The 24507-nt window shown below is 69.3% G+C and carries 24 protein-coding genes; 9 read left to right on the plus strand and 15 right to left on the minus strand.

Annotation, left to right across the window (positions count from 1 at the left end; all coding sequences use genetic code 11):
• Positions 1-39 precede the first annotated feature (39 nt).
• A complete protein-coding gene (locus tag ACFWX1_RS18690; protein WP_378388937.1) occupies positions 40-807 on the plus strand; it encodes an ABC transporter permease in 768 nt (255 codons plus the stop codon).
• Positions 804-1883, plus strand: a complete 1080-nt coding sequence (locus ACFWX1_RS18695; protein WP_378388837.1) for a sulfate/molybdate ABC transporter ATP-binding protein — start codon at positions 804-806, stop codon at positions 1881-1883. Before ACFWX1_RS18690 ends, ACFWX1_RS18695 begins: the two co-directional genes overlap by 4 nt.
• 68 nt (positions 1884-1951) lie before the next feature.
• Here ACFWX1_RS18695 and ACFWX1_RS18700 read toward each other — a convergent pair whose 3' ends face one another.
• Positions 1952-3784, minus strand: coding sequence for a multicopper oxidase family protein (locus ACFWX1_RS18700; RefSeq protein WP_378388839.1), 1833 nt, complete (start codon positions 3782-3784; stop codon positions 1952-1954).
• Positions 3785-4043: 259 nt separating this feature from the next.
• On the opposite strand from ACFWX1_RS18700, the gene ACFWX1_RS18705 reads away from it, so the two are divergent.
• Both ACFWX1_RS18705 and ACFWX1_RS18710 read left to right on the plus strand, forming a co-directional pair.
• Positions 4044-4838, plus strand: coding sequence for an HAD-IIA family hydrolase (locus ACFWX1_RS18705; protein WP_378388841.1), 795 nt, complete (start codon positions 4044-4046; stop codon positions 4836-4838).
• 36 nt (positions 4839-4874) lie between these two features.
• The gene (locus ACFWX1_RS18710; protein ID WP_378388843.1) at positions 4875-5681 is read left to right on the plus strand and encodes a metallophosphoesterase; all 807 of its coding nucleotides are present in this window, start codon (positions 4875-4877) and stop codon (positions 5679-5681) included.
• Here the strand turns inward: ACFWX1_RS18710 and ACFWX1_RS18715 are convergent.
• The 6 genes from ACFWX1_RS18715 to ACFWX1_RS18740 all read right to left on the minus strand — a co-directional run bounded on the left by ACFWX1_RS18715 (position 5678) and on the right by ACFWX1_RS18740 (position 10379).
• Positions 5678-6052 carry a YccF domain-containing protein gene (locus ACFWX1_RS18715; RefSeq protein ID WP_378388844.1) on the minus strand — a complete coding sequence of 125 codons (375 nt, stop codon included), beginning with the start codon at positions 6050-6052 and terminating at the stop codon, positions 5678-5680. The two genes, ACFWX1_RS18710 and ACFWX1_RS18715, sit on opposite strands and share 4 nt — an antisense overlap.
• A complete protein-coding gene (locus ACFWX1_RS18720; protein ID WP_378388846.1) occupies positions 6052-6813 on the minus strand; it encodes a PhzF family phenazine biosynthesis protein in 762 nt (253 codons plus the stop codon). The genes ACFWX1_RS18715 and ACFWX1_RS18720 overlap by 1 nt, the downstream gene beginning before the upstream one ends.
• 76 nt (positions 6814-6889) lie before the next feature.
• On the minus strand, positions 6890-8344 hold the full coding sequence (locus ACFWX1_RS18725) for a hypothetical protein (RefSeq protein ID WP_378388848.1): 1455 nt from the start codon (positions 8342-8344) through the stop codon (positions 6890-6892).
• A 13-nt stretch (positions 8345-8357) separates the two neighbouring features.
• Complete coding sequence (locus ACFWX1_RS18730) at positions 8358-8924, minus strand: DUF3558 family protein (protein WP_378388850.1); 567 nt, start codon at positions 8922-8924, stop codon at positions 8358-8360.
• On the minus strand, positions 8921-9421 hold the full coding sequence (locus ACFWX1_RS18735) for a hypothetical protein (protein ID WP_378388852.1): 501 nt from the start codon (positions 9419-9421) through the stop codon (positions 8921-8923). The genes ACFWX1_RS18730 and ACFWX1_RS18735 overlap by 4 nt, the downstream gene beginning before the upstream one ends.
• Positions 9422-9599: 178 nt before the next feature.
• Entirely contained in the window at positions 9600-10379 is a 780-nt protein-coding gene (locus ACFWX1_RS18740) for an ESX secretion-associated protein EspG (RefSeq protein ID WP_378388853.1), read from the minus strand.
• Between the two features lie 133 nt (positions 10380-10512).
• On the opposite strand from ACFWX1_RS18740, the gene ACFWX1_RS18745 reads away from it, so the two are divergent.
• Positions 10513-12165: an AMP-binding protein gene (locus ACFWX1_RS18745; protein WP_378388854.1), complete on the plus strand. Its 1653-nt coding sequence runs from the start codon at positions 10513-10515 to the stop codon at positions 12163-12165.
• On the opposite strand, the gene ACFWX1_RS18750 is transcribed toward ACFWX1_RS18745, so the two are convergent.
• The 4 genes from ACFWX1_RS18750 to ACFWX1_RS18765 all read right to left on the minus strand — a co-directional run bounded on the left by ACFWX1_RS18750 (position 12162) and on the right by ACFWX1_RS18765 (position 15422).
• Positions 12162-12731: a L,D-transpeptidase gene (locus ACFWX1_RS18750; RefSeq protein ID WP_378388856.1), complete on the minus strand. Its 570-nt coding sequence runs from the start codon at positions 12729-12731 to the stop codon at positions 12162-12164. The genes ACFWX1_RS18745 and ACFWX1_RS18750 overlap by 4 nt on opposite strands.
• Positions 12732-12840: 109 nt before the next feature.
• Complete coding sequence (locus ACFWX1_RS18755; RefSeq protein ID WP_378388858.1) at positions 12841-13608, minus strand: serine protease; 768 nt, start codon at positions 13606-13608, stop codon at positions 12841-12843.
• A gap of 218 nt (positions 13609-13826) precedes the next feature.
• Entirely contained in the window at positions 13827-14795 is a 969-nt protein-coding gene (locus tag ACFWX1_RS18760; protein WP_378388860.1) for a R2-like ligand-binding oxidase, read from the minus strand.
• Positions 14796-14810: 15 nt separating this feature from the next.
• Positions 14811-15422, minus strand: a complete 612-nt coding sequence (locus ACFWX1_RS18765) for a TetR family transcriptional regulator (RefSeq protein WP_378388939.1) — start codon at positions 15420-15422, stop codon at positions 14811-14813.
• Positions 15423-15549: 127 nt separating this feature from the next.
• Here ACFWX1_RS18765 and ACFWX1_RS18770 point away from each other — a divergent pair, with 127 nt between their 5' ends.
• A complete protein-coding gene (locus tag ACFWX1_RS18770; protein ID WP_378388862.1) occupies positions 15550-16182 on the plus strand; it encodes an HAD family hydrolase in 633 nt (210 codons plus the stop codon).
• 34 nt (positions 16183-16216) lie between these two features.
• Here ACFWX1_RS18770 and ACFWX1_RS18775 read toward each other — a convergent pair whose 3' ends face one another.
• On the minus strand, positions 16217-16453 hold the full coding sequence (locus ACFWX1_RS18775) for a hypothetical protein (RefSeq protein ID WP_378388864.1): 237 nt from the start codon (positions 16451-16453) through the stop codon (positions 16217-16219).
• A gap of 131 nt (positions 16454-16584) precedes the next feature.
• On the opposite strand from ACFWX1_RS18775, the gene ACFWX1_RS18780 reads away from it, so the two are divergent.
• Positions 16585-16971 (plus strand): cold-shock protein, encoded by a 387-nt coding sequence (locus ACFWX1_RS18780; RefSeq protein WP_007033367.1) that lies wholly within the window; start codon positions 16585-16587, stop codon positions 16969-16971.
• A 145-nt stretch (positions 16972-17116) separates the two neighbouring features.
• Here ACFWX1_RS18780 and ACFWX1_RS18785 read toward each other — a convergent pair whose 3' ends face one another.
• Genes ACFWX1_RS18785 through ACFWX1_RS18795 form a run of 3 tightly spaced genes read right to left on the minus strand, consistent with a single transcriptional unit; the run spans position 17117 to position 20375 of the window.
• Positions 17117-17593: a DUF2771 family protein gene (locus ACFWX1_RS18785; RefSeq protein WP_378388866.1), complete on the minus strand. Its 477-nt coding sequence runs from the start codon at positions 17591-17593 to the stop codon at positions 17117-17119.
• Positions 17594-17603: 10 nt separating this feature from the next.
• Complete coding sequence (locus ACFWX1_RS18790; protein WP_378388868.1) at positions 17604-19562, minus strand: MFS transporter; 1959 nt, start codon at positions 19560-19562, stop codon at positions 17604-17606.
• 57 nt (positions 19563-19619) lie between these two features.
• A complete protein-coding gene (locus ACFWX1_RS18795) occupies positions 19620-20375 on the minus strand; it encodes a glutaminyl-peptide cyclotransferase (protein WP_378388870.1) in 756 nt (251 codons plus the stop codon).
• A 51-nt stretch (positions 20376-20426) separates the two neighbouring features.
• Between ACFWX1_RS18795 and ACFWX1_RS18800 the strand changes: the two genes are divergently transcribed.
• Positions 20427-21668, plus strand: a complete 1242-nt coding sequence (locus tag ACFWX1_RS18800) for a DUF3027 domain-containing protein (RefSeq protein WP_378388872.1) — start codon at positions 20427-20429, stop codon at positions 21666-21668.
• Between the two features lie 4 nt (positions 21669-21672).
• Positions 21673-24501, plus strand: coding sequence for a sacsin N-terminal ATP-binding-like domain-containing protein (locus ACFWX1_RS18805; RefSeq protein ID WP_378388874.1), 2829 nt, complete (start codon positions 21673-21675; stop codon positions 24499-24501).
• Positions 24502-24507: the final 6 nt, after the last annotated feature.

Genomic DNA, 24507 nt, shown 5'->3' on the forward strand with positions numbered 1-24507 from the left:
GCCCGCAAGGTGGCCTTAACGGTGTCGCGGGTCCCTGGGGTGCTGTGGGTACCGGCGGTGGTGGCGCTCGCGCTGGTGGTGTTGCCGGTGGTGGGGCTGCTGACGCGGTCGGATCTGACCCGGCTGCCGTCGCTGCTGGTCCAGCCCTCGTCACTGAACGCGCTGCGGCTGTCGCTGGTCACCGCCGCACTGTCCACAGTGGCCTGTGTGCTGCTCGGCGTCCCGCTGGCCGTGGTGCTGGCGCGCTCGCGGGTGCCGGGGATCCGGTTCCTGCGTTCGGTCGTGCTGCTGCCGCTGGTGCTCCCGCCTGTGGTCGGCGGGCTGGCCTTGCTGTACCTGCTGGGCAGAAAGGGCTTTCTCGGCGAGCTGATCGGCTGGGTGACCGGTGCGCAGGTGCCGTTCACCACCGCCGCGGTCGTCATCGCGCAGACGTTCGTGGCGATGCCGTTCCTGGTGGTCAGCCTGGAGGGCGCGCTGCGGGGCGCCGGTGACCGCTACGAACGGATCGCCGCGACGCTCGGGGCCCGGCCGTGGACGGTGTTCCGCCGGGTCACCCTGCCGTTGCTGCTGCCCGCGCTCGGCTCCGGCGTCGTGCTCAGTTTCGCCAGGGCGCTGGGCGAGTTCGGCGCGACCATCACGTTCGCGGGCAGCCTCGAGGACGTCACGCGCACGCTGCCACTGGAGGTGTACCAGCAGGCCGAGGTCGACGTCGACAGCGCCGTCGCGCTCGCCCTGCTGCTGATCGTGGTCGCGATCGTCGTCATCGCCCTCGCCCGGCCTCGTGCGCTGGAAGGGGTGCGGTCATGACGCTGGAGGCCGGGCTCGAGCTCACGAGGGGCGAGTTCGCGCTGGCCGTGGACTTCACCGTGCCCGAGGGCCATGTGCTCGCCCTGCTCGGCCCGAACGGCTCGGGCAAGTCGACCGTGCTCGGCAGCCTCGCCGGGCTGATCACCCCGCGGCGCGCGAGGATCACCCTCGCCGGGCGGGTGCTCGCCGGCGACCACGTGAGCCTGGCACCACACCGGCGGAAGATCGGCCTGCTCGCGCAGGACGCGTTGCTGTTCCCTCATCTGTCCGCTTTGGACAATGTCGCCTTCGCGCCGCGTTCGGCGGGCGTGGGAAAGCAGCGGTCCCGAGAGATCGCGCGAAACTGGCTGTCCGAAGTGGACGCCGCGGAACTCGCGGACCGGAAGCCCGCACAGCTTTCCGGCGGGCAGGCCCAGCGGGTCGCGATCGCGCGGGCGCTGGCAGCCGAGCCGGATCTGCTGCTGCTCGACGAGCCGTTCGCCGCGCTCGACGTCGATTCGGCGCCCGCCATCCGCGGCCTGCTGCGCCGGGTACTGCGGACCGGCCCGACGACGGTGCTGGTGACGCACGACCCGCTGGACGCGCTCGCGCTGGCCGACCACGTCGCCGTGCTCGCGGGCGGGCGGATCGTCGAACGCGGGCCGACCCGCGAGGTGCTGGCCGCGCCACGTTCGGCGTTCACCGCCCGGATCGCCGGGCTCAACCTGGTCGCCGGCACCGCGGTCGCGGACGGGCTGCGGACCCCGGAAGGTCACGTCGTCACCGGCATACCGGCCGGCGACGCGGTCGAAGGCGAGGCCGCGGTCGCGGTGTTCGCGCCCAGCGCCGTCGCGGTCTACCCGCACGACGGCGAGCACCACGGCAGCCCGCGCAACACCGTCGACGCCGTGGTCGCCGCGCTGGAGCCGCACGGGCCGGTGGTGCGGCTGCGGGCCCGCGGCGACGGCTGGGCGCACGGCCTGACCGCCGACCTCACCCCGGCCGCCGTCGCGGAACTCGCGCTCGAACCGGGATCCCCGGTCACGTTGTCGGTCAAGGCGGCCACGGTCGCCGTCCACCCGGCCGCCGGGACCTGACGCCGCGGTCCGTGGGGGCCTCCTTGAAGGACTTGAGGTCCCTCCGGGAGGCCCCCACGGAGCGATCCTCAGCCGTGGTGGTGGCCACCGTGGTGGTGGAACTTCGCCACCTCCTTCGGGTGCACCACGAACGGCCGCATCATGCCCTCGTCCTCGTGGTCGAGGATGTGGCAGTGGTACATGAACTCCCCGGTACCGCCACCGAAGCCGCCCGCGACGCTCACCCACTCACCCGGCTTGACGATGAAGGTGTCCTTCCAGCCTTCCTCGTACTTCTCCAGCGGGAGGTCGTCGATCGGGTCGGGCTTCCCGGTCTGCGGATTCACGCTGCCGATCGGCCGGGTCGTCCGCTCGTCGCGCGAGGAGAACGTCGTGGTGAAGTGCTTCCGGAACAGCGCCTGGAACTCCGTCAGGTGAATGTGGATCGGGTGCGCCGGGCCGCCGTCCGCCACGTGCAGGATGTTCCACACCGCCCAGCCGTCGTGCTCGAGGAAGATGCCCGTGGTGTCGTCGAACAGCTTCCCGATCCGGCGGAACGTCCGCAGCTTCGGCGGGCTGGCCGTCGGGTCCTGGAGCTGGATGATCCCGTCCCCGCCGGGGTCCGGTGTGGACAGCTCCTCCAGATCCCACATCTCCGGGTGCCCGTCCTTGTTCAGCAGCAGCGCGATCCACACGTGGTCGTGCTTCTCGGGCAGCGTCGAGCCGTGCTTCAGCCGGACATAGGACTTCGACACCTTTTCCGGCAGCCTGAACGAATCGTGCCGGTTCCGGTTCTCCACCCGGAACTCCATCAGGTCCGGTTCGACGGTGCCCAGGTCCGGGTCGAGGTTGGTCAGCCGGAGCTTCTGCCCCTTGAACCTGCTGAAGTCGATCAGCAGGTCGAACCGCTCGGCCGGGGCGACGGTGAGGCCACCGGGGTACTGGCCGGTCCTGGCGGGCAGCGGCGCCGGTGCGGGCAGCAGCCCGCCATCGGTTCCGATCAGGCGGACCGCGTCGTTCTGCGGCACGCCCTTCTCGTCCACCAGGTTCAGCGTGTAGAACCGCGCGTTCGACGCGTTCAGCAGCCGGAACCGGTACCACCGGGCGTCCACGTCCAGATGCGGCCAGATCACGCCGTTGACCGTCGTGAACGGGCCGGTGAACGGGAGCAGGATTCCGCCGCCCACGTCCCCCACCTTGTACAGCAGCTGGCCGGTGAGCGCGCCCGTCGCCGGGTCGCGATCGAGGTTGCGGTCGGCGATGATCAGCGGGATCTCGTGATCGCCGCCCGGGAGGCCGAGCGCGTCCTCCTCGTCGTCCCGGACCAGGTACATGCCCGCGAGTCCGGTGTGGACATTGAAGCGGGTGATGGCCATCGCGTGGTCGTGATACCACAGCGGCATCGCCTGCTGGACGTTGTCGTGCTCGGTCAGTTGCGAAGTGCCCGCGAGGTTGGCGTTGTGCGCCCAGCCGTCGTTGCCCGCGTTGGTGCGGGCGCCGTGCAGGTGCACCACGGTCCACGCGGGCAGGTCGGCGACCCCGTCGATGATCTTGTAGTCCTTGCGGTCGAGTTCCCGGCCCGGCCTGTCCGACGGATTGGTGCCCGCCGGACCCTGTACCGCGACGAGCGGAATCTTTCCCTCGATGTCGTTGTTCCACGAAATCCGCAGTCGCTTGCCGCTGCGCACTTCGATTGTCGGGCCCGGGAATTCGCCCGCGTAGGTCCACAGTTTCGACGGCGGCAGCTGCGAATGCAGCCGCTGCGTCTTGGTGACCATCGGAATGGTGATCATTTCATGGTGCCACCACGAATGCGGCCGGATCACCGGCGGAATCCGCAGTGGATCAAGGAATTTGGTCAGCCCCCAGTTCGGGCCCGCCAATTCCCCGGTTTGTGCCTGACGGTCGATTGTTTCCGTCATGACTTGTCCCCACCCTCCTGTGTGCATCAATGCCAAGGGCAGGGTGAATTGCGCTGAGAGACATGTGATTCCCCCGCTCGCACGAAAACGATGTTCGTGACTTTTAGTACTCCCCCAAACCCCCGTTGTGCTCGCCGATCCTGCGACTCCCCTCGCACTCGGCGGCTATTTCCACTGTAGCCCGTTCGGCGGCACGGCGCACACGCGTCGTGAGCGGATTGCCCGGAGGGCTCCCCGGTTTGCCCGTAGGATCCGGGGCATGAACGATCGGCAGTGGACTTACCTGAGCGACATGGACGGCGTCCTGGTCAGGGAGGAACACCTCGTCCCCGGCGCCGACGAGTTCCTCGCGGAGCTCCGGTCGAACGGGATCGACTTCCTCGTGCTGACCAACAACTCCATCTACACCCCGCGTGACCTGCGGGCCCGGCTGCTGCGCACTGGTCTGGACATCCCGGAGGAGTCTATCTGGACCTCCGCGCTGGCCACCGCGAAGTTCCTTTCCGCGCAGCGCCCGAACGGGTCGGCGTTCGTGATCGGCGAGGCCGGGCTGACCACCGCGCTGCACGAGGTCGGCTACGTGCTCACCGAGCGTGACCCGGACTACGTTGTGCTCGGCGAGACCCGGACGTACAGCTTCAGCGCGATCACCCGCGCGATCCGGCTGATCGAGGGGGGAGCGCGGTTCATCGCCACCAACCCGGACGCCACCGGCCCGAGCCTGGAGGGTTCGATGCCCGCCACCGGGTCGGTCGCCGCGCTGATCGAGAGGGCCACCGGGCGCTCGCCGTACTATGTCGGCAAGCCGAACCCGCTGATGATGCGCAGTGCCCTGCGCAGGCTCGGCGCGCATTCGGAGTCGACGCTGATGATCGGCGACCGGATGGACACCGACGTGCATTCCGGGATCGAGGCCGGCCTGCAGACCATCCTCGTGCTCACCGGCATCTCCACCCACGAGTCGGCCGAACGCTATCCGTATCGGCCCACCCTGGTGATCGACTCGGTCGCCGACCTGATCGGGCGGACCCGTGACCCGTTCGGCGAAGGCTGATCGTCGGCTGCCGGTAGCAGGGCTTATCGTCGGGAGATGAGCAAGGACCGGTCCACGTATGTGGTGGGCGACGTGCACGGCCACCGTGACGCGCTGGCCGATGCCCTCAGAGCCGAAGGGCTCCTCGACGACGACGAGAACTGGGCGGGCGGGGAGGACCACCTGTGGTTCCTCGGCGACTTCGTCGATCGCGGCCCCGACGGCGTCGGCGCGATCGACCTGGTGATGCGCCTGGAAACCGAGGCCGCCGAGGCGGGTGGCCTTGTCCAGACGCTGCTGGGCAACCACGAGATCCTGCTGCTGGGGATGTACCACTTCGGCGACGAGCCGGTGCCGTCGGACTTCGGGCCGCGCAGCTTCGCGCGCAGCTGGGAGATCAACGGCGGGCTGGCCGACGACCAGGACAGGCTCACCGGCGAGCACATCGCATGGCTGACCAGCCGTCCGGCGGGGGCACTCGCCGGTGAGCACCTGCTGCTGCATTCGGACACGCTCGAGTACCTCGAATGGGGCGAGGACCTCGAGGGCATCAACGCCGGCGTCCGCGAGATCCTCGAAGGCCGTGACCTGGAGGCCTGGTGGGACGTGTGGCGGCGGATGACCACGCGCTACGCCTTCCGCGGCCCGGACGGCGAGGAGGCCGCGCAGCGCCTGCTCGACCAGCTCGGCGGGGAGCGGGTCGTGCACGGGCACAGCGTGATCGCCGACCAGCTGGGAATCCACCCGGCCCAGATCGACGGGCCGTACCTCTACGCGGGCGGCAAGGCGCTCGGCGTCGACGGCGGATTGTTCGTCGGCGGGCCGTGCCTGGTCGTCGAGCTGCCGTTCGAGCCGGAGGACTAGGGCAGGTCCACGATCTCCTTGCCCAGCGGGGTCAGCGAAACCGGGATCATCTTGAAGTTCGCGATGCCCAGCGGGATGCCGATGATCGTGACGCACAGCGCGATCCCGGTGAGGACGTGCCCGATGGCCAGCCACAACCCGGCGAAGACGAACCAGATGACGTTGCCGAGGCACGACGCGGCACCGGCGTCGCGGCGATCGACGACGGTCCGGCCGAAGGGCCACAGCGCGTAGTGCGCGATCCGGAACGACGCGAGCCCGAACGGGATCGTGATGATCAGGACGCAGCAGATGACCCCGGCGACGAGGTAGCCGAGCGCCATCCAGAAGCCGCAGAGCACGACCCAGATGATGTTGAGGATGAATCGCATCAGACGTGCAGCTCCCCGCTCACGATGGTGACGGCCTGACCGGCCAGCTCGACGCGGTCGCCGTCGAGCTTCGTCCGCACGACCCCGCCGCGTTCGGACAGCTGGTGCCCGGTCAGCTCGGCGCGGCCGAGCCGCCGCGACCAGTACGGCGCCAGGATGCAGTGTGCCGAGCCGGTGACCGGATCCTCGTCGACCCCGACACCGGGCCCGAAGAACCGGCTGACGAAGTCGGCGCCTTCGGTGTCGCCCGGCGCGGTCACCAGCAACCTGCCGGTCCAGGTCGCCTTCAACGCGGTGAGGTCCGGCGTGAGGTCGCGGACGACGTCGGCGTCCTTGACCACCGCGAACAGGTTCTCGGCCCCGCGCCCGGTCTCCTCGATCTCGGCACCGGGCAGGATCGCGCTCAGGTCGTCGCCGGCAGGCCGCGGTGGGTCGGCGGGGAAGTCCAGCTTCACCCAGCCGTCCTCGGCCCGGCAGCGCAACTCGCCGCCGCGGGTCGCGTAGACCTGCTCGCCCCCGAGCACGTGCGTCACCGCGATGGTGGCGTGGCCGCAGAGATCGACTTCGGCGGCCGGCGTGAACCAGCGCAGCGACTTCGGCCCGTCGCCGGTTGTGACGACGAACGCCGTCTCGGAGTGCTTCATTTCCGCGGCCACCGTCTGCATCCAGGCGGGGTCGGCGGGCGCGTCGAGCAGGACCACCCCGGCGGGGTTACCCGCGAAGGCACGGTCGGTGAAGGCGTCGACCAGGTAGAAGCGCATGTCTTCCACGATATCGAGGCAGCAGGCCCGGCGGAGCCGCTGTGAGGAGGTCCCCAGCGGCGCAACCCCCTAAGGGTCAGCCGCCGATGACCGGCGGGACGATCTTCTCGCCGTCGGGCCCGCGATCCGGCTTCACCTCGAACACCTCGTCGTCCTGCAGCGGCATCTTGTTCTTGTGTTCCTTGTCCTCTTCCTTCTTCTTGCCGGCGCCTTGCGCGCCCGCGGCCCCCGGCGCTCCGGCCTTGCCCGCTTTGCCGGCGTTGGCCGCGGCGGTCGCGCCACGCTCGAGACGTTCCCCGGCGGGCTTGCCCGAGCCGGTTCCGCTGCCCTTGCCCGCGGCCTGCTCGCCCGGCGCTCCCTTGCCGGGGGTGTAACCACCGCCGGACACCCGGGAACCCGCGAAGTTGCTCCCCGCGCGTCCGGATCCCGTTCCCGGCTTGCTTCGCGTGATGTCCCCGCCTTTGCCGCCGGGGTTGACGGGCGGGGCACCGGCGAGCCCGAAGTCGCCGGGGCGTGTGCCGGGGGGCATGGTCACCGGGGGCCTGGTGCCGGGCCCGCCGACCGGCGGCAGGTTGGGGTTGCCCGTGCCCGTGGTGAGTCCCGGCGGCGGGCTGTAGCTGCTGCCGCCACCGCCGGGGGTGTACGGCGTCGAGGAACCGGTGAACTGACCCCCACCGGGTGTGCCCGTCGCCGGACCGGCACCACTCGTGGTGCCCGTGCCGCCGAATCCGGTGGCGTGCGCGCTGCTCGCTGTCGTGCTGTCGTTGCCCGGCTGCGGCGGCGGAGTGTAGGTCGGCTGGGTCGAGGCCGTCTCGTGGTAGGTCGTGTCCAGGTTCTGCATGACCTGCACCGCCCGGCCGTGCGCCTCGTCGGCCTGCTGCTGCTTGGCGGTGATCCCGCTCATCGTCTCGGTCGCCGCGGCGTGGTCACCGGTGACGAACTGCTGGACCGCCTTGTTCATCTCGGCGTCCTGGTTGAACCCGGTCGGCTCCGGCATGTTCGTCTTGGCGTAGTGCGCGGCCGAGGACTGCTGGGAGTACCGGTTCGACGTCAGCTGTACCGCGTTGCTCGCCTGCTCGGCGTGGCTCGCGGTGGACTGGAAGAACCCGTGCGCGCCCGACGCGGCGTCTCCCTGCCACTGGGTCTGCGCCCCGCTGCCCGCGTCGGCGAACGCGTTGGACACATCGGCCAGCCAGTTGCCGAACTCGTTGGTGGTATTGCTGTACTCGTTGATCTGTTCCAGGTTCAGGTTCTCATGGACCATGCCGTACAACTGCTCGTGCGACATGCCCGGGTAGTGCTGCTCGGGCGTCGGATAATCCGCCCGCGTTGTCTGGCCCTGCAGCAGCGCGTGCCCCTGGGTGACCGAATACACGGAGGCCATGTCCTGGGTCTGCTGCCCGACCCCGTCCTGCGCTTCGTCCCAGTCCTCGGACCCCAGATGGCGTGCGTTTCCCGCCAATTTCCGCTGGGTCTCGGCGTAGAAATCGCCCGCCGACTGCTGATGCTGCGCCCGGTGCGGCTGGTTCATGACGGAGCTCCCCTCACGCCTTCGGCAACAACGGATCGACCTTCTCGGCGAGGTCACCGGCCATCTTGCACGCACGTTCGGTGTCCAAACCCGACGTCACCAGAACATCCATCCGTGAATCGGTGGCGACCTGGAGGTTGATCTGGCACTGCCCCTGCGAGTTGAGTGGCTCCGGCTGGAGCACCACAGGCCGGCCGCTGGTATTGATCGTTCCCGGCTTGGCCTTTGCCGGATTGTTGATGTTCTCGTTGACCTTCTGGCCTGGGTAAAGCCCCAGGCCGATCGATGCGCTCCCCTTGGGGTCACTGACCGGCCTGGTGGTGTCACACGCGTGTTTCTTGTCCGCCAGCGACGGAGCGGATGAGGGAAACCCTTGCCCGGACAGCAACTGGTCCAGCATCGTGCACGGGTTCATACCGGCGAACGGATTATTCGGATCTGCTGTGGTGGGAGTCGACCTGGTCGCGGCGGGCGACGATGCCGAAGGGCTGGCTTGCCCACCGACCTGGCTGGAACACGCGGTGAGCGTGACGACTGTGACGGCCAGGGCCGTGATGCTGGTGAGGGCGCGTCGGCTCACTGCTGATCGAGTTCCTTGGTGATCTTGGCGAAGGTGATGTTGTGGGCTTCCTCGGTTTCGCGGTAGTTCTTCCGCGCGATCTGCAATGCCGCCTTGGCGTCCTCGATGCCCTTGTACATGAGCTGGAGGTTCGGCAGTAGCGCCTGGTCATCGCCGCCCGCGACCTTCGCGTTGAAATCCGCGACCTTCTTCGCGTACTCGCTACCGCCCATCTTGGCCGGCTGGGTAAGGCGCTGGAGCTGTCCTCGCCAGTAGTCGAAACCGCCGAGGAACTTGTCGCAGGCTTTGAGGTAGGCCTGGAGCCCGGCTTCGTTGATCGCGAAGCTGCCCTTCTCGGCCATCTTCTTCAACTCGGCCCCGCCGGTCGAGATCCGCTTGGCAGCATCGGCGTCCGTCGGCGCGCTCAGTATGCCCTTGAGAAGGTTTTGGCCCGCGTCGCCGGCGGCCTGGCTCGTGCCCGGTACCGAGCCCTCCTCGCCGAAGGTTATCCCGGCCATAGTGCCCCTCCCGCACCCTCCGTGACCACCGTGCGTGGCCTACTGGCACTGTACTAGTGACCAGCCGGGGCCGTCTGCGGTTTCGTGAGCAGGGACTACCCCGGTCAGGGGACGAGGGTGGTTCGGAGGGCTTGCCGGGACCGTCCTGATCTCGGCGGCACCATCGAACGATGGCGGGCTAGCGAGCGACCTCGGTGATGGTGTCGTGCAGCCAGCGCCGTAGGTGCGAGCCGTCGGACGGGACGTATCTGAGCCGGGTTTCGCCGCCGGAAAGCGGTTCGGTGAAAACGAGGAAGCGGCCGCCCTCGGAGTCGAAGAACGTGACCGCGCCTTGGTTGTGGAGCACCGAGTGGCTGCTGCGCACGTGGAGCTCGACGCTGCCGAGCCGATGCGGCGGCCATTGGCTGAACGAGGTCAATGCCTCCTGCTCTGCCCGGTTGGGCTCGGTGGTGAAGTCCTCGGCGCTGAAGTCCCGTTCGCTCCGCGACGCGGGCCGCGTGCGGCGCGTGATGGTCAGCGGGCGAACCGGAACGGGGCGGTAGGGCGGAAGCGTGCCGACCATCGCGTCGACCAGACGGTCCGGGCGGATCTGCAGGAAGGTGATGCTGTCGCCGACCTGTTCGGAGAGGACGCCGAGCCCTTCGGCGATGGTCGCGCGGTAGTAGACGCGGCGGCGGTCGGCGAGTTCGGTCGCCCGCACGATGATCAGCACGTCGGGCCGTGTCCAGGCGCGGAGCGTGTGGGCGACGTCGACGTCCAGTTTGTCCCGGTCGGCGAGCCGACGGGCACGCAGCGCGTCCCATGCCTCCGCGTTCAACCGCTCATAGGTGGCGATGGCGTCGTCGCCGGCCGCCTGGACGGCGCCACGGACGTCGAACGGCGCCCAGCTGGCAGGCAGTCCGGCCCGGCGGACGGCGACGTCCACCTCGAACATGCCCAGCGAGAATTCCTCCGGCACGAACCGATCCCTCCACCACGTCGACCCAAGCCGAGGGTAGCGGACTCGCTACCGGTGGAGTCCGGTCCGCTGGCAGTGGTACCGCCGGGTTCTTAGACTGCGGTCCGCAGCCGCCGACGTCTGGGAGGTCCCCATGCCCGCCACCTTGCCTAGCTATGCCTCGGGGGTCTCCGACGTGCCGTTGCTGGGGGACACGATCGGCGGAGACTTCGATCGTACGGTGGCGGCGTTCGGCGACCGGGACGCGCTGGTCGACCGCGCGGCGGGGCGGCGGTGGACGTACCGGGAGCTGGCCGGCGAGGTCGACACGCTCGCGCTCGGGCTGGTGGCGCTCGGCATCGGCAAGGGCGACCGGGTGGGGATCTGGTCGCCGAACCGGTGGGAGTGGACGTGTGTCCAGTACGCCACCGCCAAGATCGGCGCGATCCTGGTGAACATCAACCCGGCGTACCGGTCGCACGAGCTGGAGTTCGTGCTGAACCAGGCCGGGGTGAGGCTGCTGGTGGCCGCGGCGTCGTTCAAGACCTCGGACTACGCCGCGATGATCGCCGAGGTGCGGCCGAAGTGCGCGGCGCTGGACCACGTCGTGTTGCTCGGTGGCGACGAGTGGACGTCGCTGATGGACGCCGGGCGGCGGGGTGATCCGGCTCGGCTGGCCGAGTTGCAGGCCGGGCTTTCGGCGGATGATCCGATCAACATCCAGTACACGTCGGGGACGACCGGGTTCCCGAAGGGCGCGACGCTGAGTCACCACAACATTTTGAACAACGGCTTCTTCGTCGGCGAACTCTGTGGTTACACCGAGCGTGACCGGGTGTGCATTCCTGTTCCCTTTTATCACTGTTTCGGGATGGTGATGGGGAATCTGGCGTGTACCTCGCACGGGGCGTGCATGGTGATTCCGGCCCCGGCGTTCGAACCGAAGGCCACGCTGGCGGCCGTGTCGGCGGAAAAGTGCACCTCGCTTTACGGTGTTCCGACGATGTTCATCGCGGAACTCGCCGACCCCGATTTCGAGAGTTTCGATTTGTCGTCGTTGCGGACGGGGATCATGGCGGGGTCGCCGTGCCCGGTCGAAGTCATGAAGCAGGTCATCGAGCGGATGGGCATGGCGGAGGTGTCGATTTGTTACGGGATGACGGAGACGTCACCGGTGTCGACGCAGACGCGGGCGGATGATTCGGTCGAGCGCCGGGTGTCGACGGTGGGGCGGGTGGGGCCGCATCTGGAGGTCAAGGTCGTCGATCCGGAGTCGGGGTTGACCGTGCCGCGGGGCGAGCCGGGTGAGTTGTGCACGCGGGGGTATTCGGTGATGCTGGGGTATTGGGAGCAGCCGGATAAGACGGCGGAGGCGATCGACGCGGCGCGGTGGATGCATACCGGGGATTTGGCCGTGATGGATGATGACGGTTATGTGAATATCACGGGGCGGATCAAGGACATGGTGATCCGGGGTGGTGAAAACTTGTATCCGCGGGAGATCGAGGAATTCCTGTACACGCATCCGGATGTTCTGGACGCGCAGGTGATCGGTGTGCCGGACGCCAAGTACGGCGAAGAACTGATGGCGTGGGTACGGATGCGTGAGGGTGCGGCGCCGTTGACGGCGGAGAGCCTGCGGGAGTTCTGCGCGGGAAAGCTGGCGCATTACAAGATCCCGCGGTACGTGCACGTCGTCGACGAGTTCCCGATGACCGTCACCGGCAAGGTCCGCAAGGTCGAAATGCGCAGCCAGGCCGTCTCCATTCTCGGCCTGGAAGACGTCGCGAAGACCAAGCACGCCTAGAAAACAGTCACTTCGGCGCCGACCGGGAGCGCGTCGAAGTACCGGCCGGCGGCCTCCGGGCTCAGGTGCACGCAACCGTGCGACGCGGCGATCAGGCTGCCCTCGTGGAAAGCGATGCCGCCGGGAGCGAAGAACACCGCGTTCGGCATGGCTTCGGGGAATTCGTTGCTGACGTGGTGGGCGTCCTTCCACTCGACATGGAAGACGCCCTTCGGTGTGGCCACGGAATCGTCCGGGCCGTCCGTGCCGGGCATCACCGGCACTGGACCGTAGGTGATCTTGCCGTCCTTCTGCAGCCAGCTGATCCGGAGTCCTTCGTCCACACACGCCGTCGCGGACGCCGGACATTTGTTGACCACCACGGCCGAAACCGGTTCCTGGGATGGAGAAACCCGGCCCGGCGCCGCGGCGCCACCACCGGGCGCTGCGGCCGGGGCGATCGGCGCCGCGCTCGTGCTCGGAGCGGGCTCCGTCGATACGCGGACGACCGTCCACGCGGTGAGCGCGGTCAGTACGGCGATTCCGGCGCACCACAGCAGCCGATCGCGGTTCGTCACCCTGGTCATGATCACCACCCATCCGCGGCCCGAGGGTACCCGACGTCGCCTCGAAGACAACGGCCCTGAACAGCGCGATTCGCGCTGTTCAGGACGTTTTCGGTGGGGTTGACCGGGTTCAGCGGTTCTGCTGGATCCACTTTCCGTAGGCGCTCACGCTGGTGAAGACGTCGGGGTAGCCTTTGGCGCAGGGAACTCCCCAGGACACGACGCCGACCTGCTTGCCGCCCGCCACCAACGGCCCGCCGGAGTCGCCCTTGCACGCTCCCTTGCCCTTCGGGCTGATGGTGCACACGTTGCCCGCGGAGATCGGGAGGTCGGTCGGGTTCTGCTGGGCGCAGGCCGAATGACCGAGAACGCGCATGTTGAGTGTCTGCAGCGCGTTCGGGATGGTGCCGGGGAAACTCGTCAGGCCCCAGCCGCTCAGCGTGACCTGGCTGCCCGCCGAGGGATCCGAGGTCGCCGGCGGCACCGCGCCGACGGCAGGACCGAACGGCAGGCCGGACGAGAGCTTGAGGATCGCGATGTCGTTGACGATCCGCTGCGGATCGTACTGCTTGTGCGTGACGATCTTCTTGACCCTGGACTTGACGCCGCCGCGGTCGAGCTGGTTGCTGCCCGCGACGACGTACAGCTTGCTCGCGTCGCCATGGAAATCCGCCACGCAGTGCGCGGCGGTGAGCGCGGTGTGTTTGTCCAGAATGGACGCTCCGCAGAAATGGTCGCCGCTGAAGGAATCGCGGAGACTGAGCTGGTACGGGAACTCGCCCTTCGTGGCCACCCGCCCGCCTACTATGTCGGTGTCCGCCGTGGCCGGTGCCGCCGTGATCGCCGCACCGGCGAGCAGCGCCGCCGCCAACGTGCCCATCGTCCTCAATGCCGACATCCGTATCCCCGTCCGCGTTAGGCAAGGCATGAACAGTGTGCTTTTCGACGCTGCTACGGCCGTGCCCGCGGCGTAAGTCCACGACCGGGTGGCAGCGCCGAACGGTCACCCTTTTCCTGGCGGTCTTCACTTTCGGGTGAGGAGAATTCACCTGGACGGACGGAGCTGAAGGGGACTTTCCTCGCGTCGGATGCGACGAAAGTCCCCTTCAGCTCACGTCAGCCGGCGTTCGCGGCCGCCTCGGCAAAGGCTTTCGCGTCCTCCTCGCCGAAAGTGTCTTCCAGGTGCTCGGGCGAATAGTCGACGTCGATCTGTTCGACCGGCATTCCACGCGCCGACTCGATCGCGCCCAGCCGCCGTTGCGCACGGTCGGCGGCGTACTGGATCAGTTCCTCGGGATCATTGTCGAAGGGGATTTCCTCGAACTGGTCCTGCACCCATTGGATCATGTTCAGCGCGTGGGGCAGCAGTTCGCCCATTCGCTGCTGCACGGCGTCCCACAGTGAATCGTCGGCGGCGACGTGCCGGCGGCAGGTGAAGGTACCCCACGCCATGTGGCGGCGCTCGTCGTCGCCGATGCGGCGCACCAGTTCCTGCATACCCGGCAGGATGTCGTACTGCGTGCAGATCAGCTGCCACGAGTAGTACCCGGTCAGCGCGAGGCTGCCCTCGATGACGTGGTTGTACGTGACGCTCGCGCGGATCTGGTTGAGAGGACTCGGATCCTCCTCCAGTGCCCGCAGCGACTGCGGCAGCTCCTCGTAGAAAAGCTTGCGGTAGTGCGGGTTCTCCGCGACGTACGGGTGGAGATCCTGCGTCAGCCCGACCGCGTCCATCCAGCGCCGGAACACCTCGGTGTGTTTGGCTTCCTCGAAGCAGAATTGCGTCAGGTACATCTCGTCGCCGAACCGGCCGGTGGCGGACATGGCCCGCATGAACGGCTGGATGTCCTCGGTGACGGCCTCTTCCCCGGCGATGAACTGCGCGACGAGATAGGTCGTCGACCGGCGCTGCTCGTCGTTGAGGGATTCCCAGCCCTCCCGTTCCCTGCCGAAATCGATGTCGGCAGGATTCCAGAACTTCTTGTTCCCCTTGACGAACAGCCGTAGCGGGAACGAATCCCAGTTCAGCCCGCCCTTGCGCAGCGAGGAGAATCCGGTGCGAAGCTCGGCGAGTGTGTCGGTCATGACGGCCCCTTCGTGTCACTCCATTGTGGACGGATGGGAATCCTGGGCGGTGAACCGGGCGATGGCGGGTTCGAGCACGGCGACGACGGCGTCCGCGGCTTCGGCCGCCGAATGCGTGGACAACGTCAGGTGGGACAACGAGAGCCGCACGACCGTCTCGGCGAGCAACGCCGCCGACGCGGGAGACAGCTCCGGCTCGAATTCGAGGTACTGCCCGGCGGCCAGCTCCGCGGCCGCCGTGAGGATCGGCTCGCCCTTGGTGGTGAGCAGCGGCAGCAGATCCTCGCCGGCTTCGGTGCCGAGCGCCGCGGCGACGAGGCGGTTCTCCCTGGCGTGCTCGATCGTGTAGACGACGGCGCGATGGATTGCCGTGAGGAGGTCCTCCGCCACTTCGACGCGCTGGCGGATGCCGTCGAGGAACTCCGACGCCGTGCGTAGCGCGACGGCCTGGACCAATGCCGCCTTGTTCCCGAACTCGTTGTAGACGGTCTGCCTGCTCACTCCGGACCGAGCGGCGACGTCGGCCATCCGCAACCCGGCGTATCCGCGCTCCGCGAGCAGCTCGGTGGCCGCTTCGAGCAGCGCTTCCCGCAGCGACGCCTTGACGCGGTCGGTGAAGCTGGTGATCTCGCCCACAGTGTCCAGCTTGACACAGGGCCACTCTGTGTCAAGAGCGTTGACCTGATGGAGCTTCGTGTACACCGTGCGTTCCCGGGGAATGAGTTCTGTCGGGGGTGGCGGCTACGGTGGCTGTGTGGGAATCACCGTGGGGTTCGACCTCGACATGACACTGATCGACTCGCGGCCGGGCATGCTCGTGGCGATGAACACGCTCGGCGCGGAGTCGGGGCTGCCATTGGACGGGGAGCACTTCGCGGCCAATCTCGGCCCGCCACTGGACGACAGCCTGCGTGGCTTCGGCGCCCCGGAGGCACGCATTCCCGCGCTCGTCGGCCGCTTTCGTGAGCTCTACCCGGACGTGGTCGTGCCGGTCACGATCGCGCTGCCCGGCGCGGCCGAAGCGTTGCGGGCGGTGCACGCGGTGGGTGGCCGCACGCTCGTCGTCACCGGGAAGTACGCGCCGAACGCGAAACTGCACATCGACGCGCTCGGCTTGGAGGTCGACGAGCTCGTCGGCGAACTGTGGTCCACCGGGAAGGCGGAAGCGCTCAAGGAGCACGAAGCCAGGGTGTACGTCGGCGATCACATCGGTGACATCCTCGGTGCGCGTGCCGCGGGCGCGGTGGCGGCCGGTGTCGCGACCGGCCCGTGCAGCCGCGCGGAACTGCTGGCCGAGGGGGCCGACGTGGTGTTCGACTCACTCGAGGAGTTCCCGGCGTGGTTCACCCGGTTACTGGCCGAGGAGGCGGTGCACGCGGCGCCTTAATGCACGCCCGCCGCCGCTCGACGGAGCGGCGGGGCTAGTTCTTGGTCCGTGCCTCGCGGACCAGCGCGATCAGTCCCAGCAACAGCCCGAGCGGGGTGATGACCCCGGCGGCGACGCTCAGCCACACCGGCAGGTTCTCCAGGCCGGTGGCGAAGAGGATGAACACCACCACCACGGCGAGCATCCCGAGGCCGAACAGGCCGATGCCGATCCGCATCAGGAACGGTTTGCCGCTTGCGGTCACGGCGGTCTCCTTCGTCGCGGTGCTCATAGCGCAGAGGGTAGCCGCCGGTATCCACTTCTCCCCAGGGCCTGTGTCGAGATACGCTTAGCGGACGCGCGCCCTGGGTACGCCCCGGGCGCGTTCGTCGTGAGCAGCACAGCAAAGGATTGGTGAGGGAAGTGCCGACCGGCAAGGTCAAGTGGTACGACGCGGAGAAGGGGTTCGGCTTCGTCACGCAGGACGGCGGCGCCGACGTCTACATCCGCAAGGCCGCGCTGCCCCAAGGCGTCGAAGGACTCAAGGCCGGTCAGCGCCTCGAGTTCGGGGTCGCCGACGGCCGGCGGGGTCCGCAGGCCCTCTCCGTCCGGCTGCTGGACCCGCCGCCGTCGGTGGCCGAGGCCCGCCGCCGCCCGGCCGAGGAGCTGCATGGCCTCATCGAGGACATGATCAAGCTGCTCGAGCTCAAGGTGCAGCCGGACCTGCGGCGCAACCGCTACCCGGATCGCAAGCACACCAAGCAGATCGCCGAGATCATGCGCGCGGTCGCCAGGGACCTCGACCCGTAAGCCGCTCGTTCGCGAGGTGGCTCGAGCGCCCGAATGTGGCGTTGGGTGCGTTCAACGCACCGAACGCCACATTGGGGCGCATGGACCCGGGCGGTACCGGAGCGGAAAGCGATAGCAAAGGTCCCTTGCTCTCCCGCCGCGGGACTCAGCCGGGCTGGACCTGGAGCGACCAGAGCGCCGTGGTGATCGGCTCCGCGTCCTCCGGGTTCCCGGTGCGCGTGATCACCGACGCCTGCGCGATCTCGATGACCTGGATCTGGTCGTCCTTCGACGGCGGCGTCACGGTGTAGGCGTAGCGGTCGCGCAAGGTGATGATGTTCTCCATCAGCGGCTGCGGCTCACCCTTGCTGTTGACGTACTGCGCGGTGACCTTCCACAGCGACTTCGCGATGTCGCCGGGCACCGAGATCTGGACCGGGCGGCCGGGGCGGACCTTCAGGCTGCCCGCGGCGTCCGGGTCCGGGACGCATTTGGCGGACTTCAGATCGCACAGGGTCAACGGCGTCACCCGGATCGTGTGACCGTCCGCGAAGAACGTCACCTCGGCCGGGCCGGGTGCCGAACATCCGGCCACCGCGAAACCACCGGCCGCCAGCAAGGCCACCACCCGAGAACGTCGCATGGCTCGAAGACTACGAGCCCGCCTGACGCCGCGAAGCACCGGGGACCGGCCTGCTGCCGGTCGCCTGCGGGCGTTCCGGGCGGTTGCCGCCGAGACCGGGCACGAGCGAACCGCCGCGCTGCACCATGAACGTCTGGACGAGGCCGATCACGAGCAGGATCGACACCACCAGGAAGCCGATCCAGTACGTCGGCGGCAGCAGCAGGCCGACAGCGCCGCCGAAACACCAGGCGAGCTGCAGCACGGTCTCCGAGCGGCCGAACGCCGACGCCCGCGACTCCTCCGGCAGGTCCTCCTGGATCACCGCGTCGAGGCTGATCTTCGCCAGCGCGCTGGCCGTCGCGCCGATGAGGCCGACGATCGCCGCCGTGGCGAGCCCCGAGGCGAGCGTCGCGACCACAGTGGACAGCACACACGCCGCGAGACAGCCGAGCAGCACCTGATCCGGGCTGCCGAAGTGCAGCCGTGAGCCCAGCGCGTTCCCGATGAACCCGCCCGCCCCGGCCGCGGCGCCGATGATGCCGAGCAGCAGCAGCTGGCTGAACGGGCTGTGCCCGGTGCCCTCCATCTGCGATTTCACCGCGAACGCCGCGAACATCATCAGGAACCCGGTCAGCACGCGCACGCTGCCGTTGGCCCACAGCGCGACGACGATGTGCCGCCCCATCGGCTGACGCTTGCGGCGCTCCCGCCGATCCGGCTGCGTCGTCAGCGACGCGGGTACCTCGCCCTCGGTCACCTCGACCCAGCTGGGGATCCGCATCGACTGCACCGCCGCGCCGAGGCAGATGAGCATGGTGAACCACAACGCGCCCTGCGAACCCCACAGCGCGTTGATCCCGCTGGCCAGCGCGCCGAACGCGCCCGCGGCCACCAGGCCGAACACGGTCAGCCGCGCGTTCGTCTTCGACAGCGTGATCTCGGGTGGCAGCACCCTCGGCGTCACCGCCGACTTGAGCACGGTGAACGACTTCGACAGCACCATCATCCCCAGCGCGGCCGGGTAGAGCAGCCAGTCGTCGAAGTGCAGCGCCATCACCACGGCCATCAGCGCCTGCCCGGCCGAGGACACGCACATCGCCAGCCGCCTGCCGCGCTGGATGCGGTCGAGCGCGGGCCCGATCACCGGCGCGACCAGTGCGAACGGCGCGATCGTGATGAGCAGGTAGAGCGCCACCTTGCCCTTGCTCTCGCCGCTGGTCGCCGCGAAGAACAACGTGTTGGCCAGCGCGATCGCCATCGCGGCGTCGCTGGCGTAGTTGAGCATCACCGCGTAGGTGAGCGAAGTCAGGCCGGACTTGTCGGCGCCGTCGGCCTTCGTCGCGCGCTGGAACGCGCCGACGGCCTGACCGGTCAGCTGGCGGCTGCGCAACGCCGCGACCCGGGTCACGGTGATCTTCTTCGGCATCCGCGGCAGGCTGCCCGCGCCCGCCGCGGCCGTGGTCCGCGAAGCCGTTTCCGTTTCGGGAACGTCGCGCTCGGGGACGTCGCGCGGCTCACCGGCGTAGCCCCCCGTGTCGTAATGCTCGTACTCGTCGCTACGCGGACGGTCCGAGTAGTAGCCGTTCGGGGGAGGGGGCGGCACCGGACGGTCCCGGCGGACCGGCTCGGTCTGCCGCATCGACGGATCGGGCGGGTACGGCCGGGCGCCGCGCGGAGGCGGTGGCTGGTGATAGCCGAGCGGCACGGCCCCGGTCGGGGCGTCGTCGGCGGTCGGCCCCGGCGGCCGGTAGGCCGGGGGCGGCGGAGGTGGGACGTCGTCGTAGAACCGGCTGCGCGGCGGCTCGGCGGGAACGGGTTGGACCGGCTGCTCGACACGGGTCGGCTGCGGCGCCTCCCGCCAGGGGCGTGCCTGCGCGGCCGCCCCGGGCTCCGGTGTCCACTTGCGCTTGCTCTTGCGGCCACGACCAGCACCCGACCGGCCGGATGAACCGCCGTCGGAACCGGAGCGAGAACCGAAGATACCCACGAGTCAATCCTGCCTTACCGCTGGTCGGTTCCGCCCGCTCATCCCCTGCTTTCCCGGTCAGGCCGGGACGAACCTCACCCGGAACAGCGAGGGCCAGTTCTTCCCGGTGATCAGGAACTCGTCGGTGCCGGGGATCGCGGCGATCCCGTTGAGAACGTCCTCACCTGCGGTTTTGGGCTGGTACAGCCCGCCGGCGTCGATGGTCGCGGTGACCTGGCCGCTCGCCGCGTCGATGCGCAGGAGGTGGCTCGTCTGCCAAACGTTCGCGTACACCGCGTCGCCGACGCACTCCAGCTCGTTGAGCTGGGGCGTTCCGACCTCGGCCGAGCCGGTGACCGCGAACGTGACCGGGTCGCGGAAGGTCAGCTTCGACGAGCCGTTGCTCATCACCAGCCGTCCGCCTGCTTGGTGACACAGCCCCCATCCCTCGCCCTCGAACGGGACGCGCCGCAGCTCGGCAAGGGTTTTCGCGTCTCGTTCGATGGCGAAGCCGTCCTGCCAGGTCAGCTGCCACAGCTTCGGGCCGAGCACCGTCACGCCCTCGGCGAACAGCTGCGACGGCAGCGCGACGCGGGCCGTCGGCGTCCCGCCGGCCGGACCCGCGGTCAGCGTCGACTTCCCGGCGAGCCCGGCGCTCTCGTACAGCGTGTCGCCGGCGAATTCGAGGCCTTCGGTGAACGCCGACGTGTCGTGCGGCAGCGTCGCGAGTACCTGCACCCGGAGCCGTTCGGCGGCGGGCGGGACCGCGGGCGCCGCGGCACAACCGCCGAGGACGGCGACGAAGAGCAACGAGAGAATGATCGGCTTCCGCACGACACCTAGCCTGACATGGGGCGGCGACATGCGTGCGGCACAATTGGGCGTATGACCCTGCTGTTGACGCTGGACGACGGCTCGATCCACCGCAAGCTGACCGACGCCGTCGAGTTCGCGCACGCGGCGCTGCTGGAGGACGCGCCCGCCGAGCAGGTCGGCGCGCACGTCGGCGTCGAGCGTGAGGACGCCGTGTCGGTGAGTCACCTGTTCGAGGCGGCCGTGCCCGGTTACCGGGGCTGGCGCTGGTCGGTGACGGTCGCGCTGGCGTCCACGGACGGTCCGGTCACGCTCAGCGAGATCGCGCTCGCCCCCGGCCCGGACGCGCTGGTCGCCCCGGCGTGGGTGCCGTGGGAGCGCCGCGTTCGCGCCGGCGATCTCGGGGTCGGCGACATCTTCCCGGCCGACAAGGACGATCCGCGGCTCGTGCCCGCGTACCTCCAGTCCGACGACCCGGCGGTCGAAGAGGTCGCGCACGAAGCCGGTCTCGGTCGCGTACACGTGCTATCCCGCTTCGGCCGTGAGGACGCCGCGACGCGCTGGCACACCGGCGAGTTCGGCCCGCGTTCGGACATGGCCCGCAGCGCGCCCGGCACCTGCGGGACCTGCGGGTTCTTCGTACCGCTCGCCGGTTCGCTGCGCGGGGCGTTCGGCGCGTGCACCAACGACATCGCCCCGGCGGACGGGCACGTGGTCGACGTCGAGTACGGCTGCGGCGCGCACTCCGAGGTCGAGGTCGAGGTGACCTCCTCGGTGCCGGTGGCGGAATTGGTCTACGACGATTCGCTGCTGGACTTCGCCCCGGCACCAGAGCCCGAACCCGAGCCGGAACCCGAGGCCGCTGGGGAAACGGACGCCGTGGCGGCGGCCCCGGAAGAAGCCGCCGAAGAGACGGCTCCGGCCGAAGTTCCCGAAGCGGAAGCTTCCGAGGCCAAGGCCGCCGAGCCTGGGGAACCCGAGGCCGCTGTCGCCGAACCCGAGGCGGTCGCGGTCGTCGAGGCTGTCGAGGCCGTGACCGCGGAACCCGTTGTGGCGCCGGAGGAATCCCCGGTGGACGCGACGGCCGAGGAAGCCGTCGCCACCGAGCCTTCCCAGGACGAGACCCCCGAGGCAGCGCCGGAGCCGGAAGTGAGCGGTGCTCCGGAGGCCGAAGCGACCGCTCCGGTAACGGAACCGGCCGAGGTCGAGGTGCCGGAGGCCGCGGCCGAGGCGGAGCCCACCGCGGAAGCCGCGCCGGAAGCCGAGCCCGCTGAACAAACCGGCGAAGCAGCCGGTGAGCAGCGCGACGTCTGAGCCCGTGACCGATCCGTTCGGCACCGAGCGGTTACGCACCGCGGTGCTGCGGGCCTGGCAGGACTCGCCGACCCGGTTCGTCGAGGACACCAACGCCGAGGGCGATCTCCGTGTCGGTGCCTATCGCGACCGGTTGTTCGTCGAACTCGCCCAGAACGCCGCCGACGCCGCGCAGGCCGCCGGGACGCCCGGCCGAGTCCGAGTGTCCGTTGTGGACGGTGAGCTGCGCTTCGCGAACACCGGGGCGCCGCTGGACGACCGCGGCGTCGAATCGCTGGCTTCGCTGAGGGCCTCCGGCAAGGACTCGAAGGACACCGTCGGCAAGTTCGGGGTCGGGTTCGCGGCCGTGCTGACGGTGTCCAGCGAGCCGCGCGTGGTGTCGCGGACTGGTGGTGTCGCCTTCTCCGCGGAGCGCACTCGCGCGGCCGCCGGTCGCGAAGGCGACGTCGCGGTGTTACGCCTGCCTTGGCCGGTGTCGCCGGAGGAACCGCCGCTGCCACAAGATTTCGACACCGAGGTACGGCTTCCGCTGCGGGACGACGTGCGAGCCGGAGAACTCCTGCGTGACCTCGCCGAGGACGTCGGCGATCTGCTCCTCGCCCTGCCGTGGCTGGCCGAGTTCGACGTCGAGGGCGAGGTCTGGACGCGGACGGCGGACGGCGACGTCGTCGAAATCCGCGGGCCGCGCGAGCGGAGGCGATGGCTGACGCATCGCGGGACGGCGGTTTGGGCGGTCCCGGTCGACGAATCCGGTACACCGCAACCGCTCGATGACGACGTGCTGCACGCGCCGACTCCCACCGACGACCGGCTTTCGCTGCCCGCGCGGCTGATCGCGCCGGTGCCGACCGAACCGTCCCGACGCCGGGTACTGCCCGGCGAGGCGCTCACGTCAGCGCTGGAAACGGCGGCGCGCGAGTACGTCGGCCTGGTTCGCCTGCTGCCGCCCGAACACCGCTTCGCGCTGGTGCCCGCAGCCGGGTTCCCGAAGTCCACTGTGGACGCGACCGTGCGCGACCTCGTCCTCGCGGTGCTCACCGACGAACCGTGGCTGGCCGCGGAGTCCGGCGGCGAACTGGCGGGACGACAGGCCAAGGTGCTCGACGTCGACATCCCCGGGCTCACACCACTCCTGAAGGACCTGATCCCCGGTCTGATCGCCGATGCGCCACCGGGCGTCGCCGCGACGCTGAAGCCGGTTTCGGCCGAGCCGCTCGGTGTCGGTGACGTGCTCGACGCGCTGACCGGCGTCACGCGGGAGCCACGCTGGTGGCATGACCTCTACGCCGCGCTGGCGGTCGCCGTCGACACGCACGTGCTGACCCCGAACGCCCTCGAAGGTCTTCCGGTACCGCTGTCCGACGGCCGGACGCTGCCGGGAGTCAGGGGGGCGCTGCTCGTCGAAGGCTCGGCCGAACTGCTCGAACTGCTGTCCGATGTGGACGTCCCCGGGCTGCGGCTCGTCCATCCCGAAGCCGCGCATCCGCTGCTGGAACGCTTGGGTGCCAAGCACGCCGACGCGCGGGAGCTGCTGGAGTCCGAACAGCTCATGGATGCCGTCGAGCGCAGCGTCGAGGACATCCGGTCCGGTTTGGACGGAATGACGCTCGCGGGCGCGGTGCTGCGGCTGGTGGCCGACTGCGGGGATTCCGCGCCGCCCTGGGTGCGGGCACTGGCCCTCCCGGCCGAGGACGGCTGGCGTCGCGCCGACGAACTCGTCCTGCCCGATTCGCCGCTGCTGGAGATCTTCGACGAGGAAGTATTCGACGAGGACGGCGCACTGTCCGTTTTGGACGAAGAATTCGCCGAGGACTGGCCGAAAGAAACCCTGGCAGCCGTCGGCGTGCTCGATTCCTTCGCCGTGGTCGACGATTCCGAGCCACACGAGCCCGACCACGACCTTCCCGACGAGGAAGAGTGGTGGGATTCCCTGGTGCGGCCCCCGGCGGCACTGCTCGCGATCCGGGATCTCGACCTGGTCGCCGACGATGCCTGGCCCGCTGCGCTGCGCCTGCTGGCCGCGCGGCCGGAGACGTGGCGCGCGCTCACCGCGCCGGACGGACACGCGAGCTGGTGGCTTGCCCGCAACGCCCTGTTGGACGGCGAGCCGCCCATCACCTGGCGGATGCCGGACGCCGTCGACCTGGCGGGTCTCTACGACGAGGTCCCGGATCTCGGCCTGAGCCGGGAAGTTCTGCTCGCCGCCGGGGTGCGTACCGAGCTGACACTGTCCTCTGTGGACGAAGTGCAGGAGCTGCTCGACCGACTCGGTGATCCGGAGCGCCGGATCACGCCCGGTCTTGCCGCACGGGCGTACGCGGCGTTCGTCGAATCCACAGTGGACGTTCACGAACTGGACATGCCAGGCGGCATCCGGGTCGCGGACAGCTATGTCGCCGAAGCGGAGGACGTCGCCGTACTGGACGTTCCCTGGTTCGCCGCGGTGCTGGATCCGGGTGGAATGGTGGTCACGCCGGAGGAACCGGTGCGGCTCGCCGAACTGCTCGACCTGCCGCTCGCCAGCTCGCTGCGCGCCGAAGTGACGAGCGAAGGCGAGTACGTCCCCTGGGCCGACCTGCCCGCGCTGCGCTTGGCCGCCGACCAGCTCGGCGTGCGGCTTCCGGACGGCGGCGTGCTCCTGCACGAAACGCTCACGGTGTCCTTTGAGGACGGTGAGCACGACGTTCCGTGGTGGTCCGGCGACCGTCTGCACGCGGCGGACACCTCCGAGGGACTGGCACGGGCCTTCGCCTGGGCCACGGACCGGTGGCCCGATCGTTACCTGCTGACGGCACTGCTCGACGATCCTGCTCCGGCGACGCTGCTGAACTGAGGGGAC

Origin of the sequence: Amycolatopsis sp. NPDC059021 (genome assembly GCF_042739895.1) — a bacterium.
Taxonomy (GTDB): domain Bacteria; phylum Actinomycetota; class Actinomycetes; order Mycobacteriales; family Pseudonocardiaceae; genus Amycolatopsis.

Excerpts from the sequence above, each read along its gene's own strand:
- ACFWX1_RS18715 (WP_378388844.1), bottom strand. The coding sequence starts at position 6,052 with ATGCGATTCATCCTCAACATCATCTGGGTCGTGCTCTGCGGCTTCTGG.
- ACFWX1_RS18725 (WP_378388848.1), bottom strand. The coding sequence starts at position 8,344 with ATGAACCAGCCGCACCGGGCGCAGCATCAGCAGTCGGCGGGCGATTTC.
- ACFWX1_RS18735 (WP_378388852.1), bottom strand. The coding sequence starts at position 9,421 with ATGGCCGGGATAACCTTCGGCGAGGAGGGCTCGGTACCGGGCACGAGC.
- ACFWX1_RS18705 (WP_378388841.1), top strand. The coding sequence starts at position 4,044 with ATGAACGATCGGCAGTGGACTTACCTGAGCGACATGGACGGCGTCCTG.
- ACFWX1_RS18800 (WP_378388872.1), top strand. The coding sequence starts at position 20,427 with ATGACCCTGCTGTTGACGCTGGACGACGGCTCGATCCACCGCAAGCTG.
- ACFWX1_RS18760 (WP_378388860.1), bottom strand. The coding sequence starts at position 14,795 with ATGACCGACACACTCGCCGAGCTTCGCACCGGATTCTCCTCGCTGCGC.
- ACFWX1_RS18695 (WP_378388837.1), top strand. The coding sequence starts at position 804 with ATGACGCTGGAGGCCGGGCTCGAGCTCACGAGGGGCGAGTTCGCGCTG.
- ACFWX1_RS18745 (WP_378388854.1), top strand. The coding sequence starts at position 10,513 with ATGCCCGCCACCTTGCCTAGCTATGCCTCGGGGGTCTCCGACGTGCCG.
- ACFWX1_RS18785 (WP_378388866.1), bottom strand. The coding sequence starts at position 17,593 with ATGCGACGTTCTCGGGTGGTGGCCTTGCTGGCGGCCGGTGGTTTCGCG.
- ACFWX1_RS18720 (WP_378388846.1), bottom strand. The coding sequence starts at position 6,813 with ATGCGCTTCTACCTGGTCGACGCCTTCACCGACCGTGCCTTCGCGGGT.
- ACFWX1_RS18710 (WP_378388843.1), top strand. The coding sequence starts at position 4,875 with ATGAGCAAGGACCGGTCCACGTATGTGGTGGGCGACGTGCACGGCCAC.
- ACFWX1_RS18700 (WP_378388839.1), bottom strand. The coding sequence starts at position 3,784 with ATGACGGAAACAATCGACCGTCAGGCACAAACCGGGGAATTGGCGGGC.
- ACFWX1_RS18755 (WP_378388858.1), bottom strand. The coding sequence starts at position 13,608 with ATGTCGGCATTGAGGACGATGGGCACGTTGGCGGCGGCGCTGCTCGCC.
- ACFWX1_RS18750 (WP_378388856.1), bottom strand. The coding sequence starts at position 12,731 with ATGACCAGGGTGACGAACCGCGATCGGCTGCTGTGGTGCGCCGGAATC.
- ACFWX1_RS18775 (WP_378388864.1), bottom strand. The coding sequence starts at position 16,453 with ATGAGCACCGCGACGAAGGAGACCGCCGTGACCGCAAGCGGCAAACCG.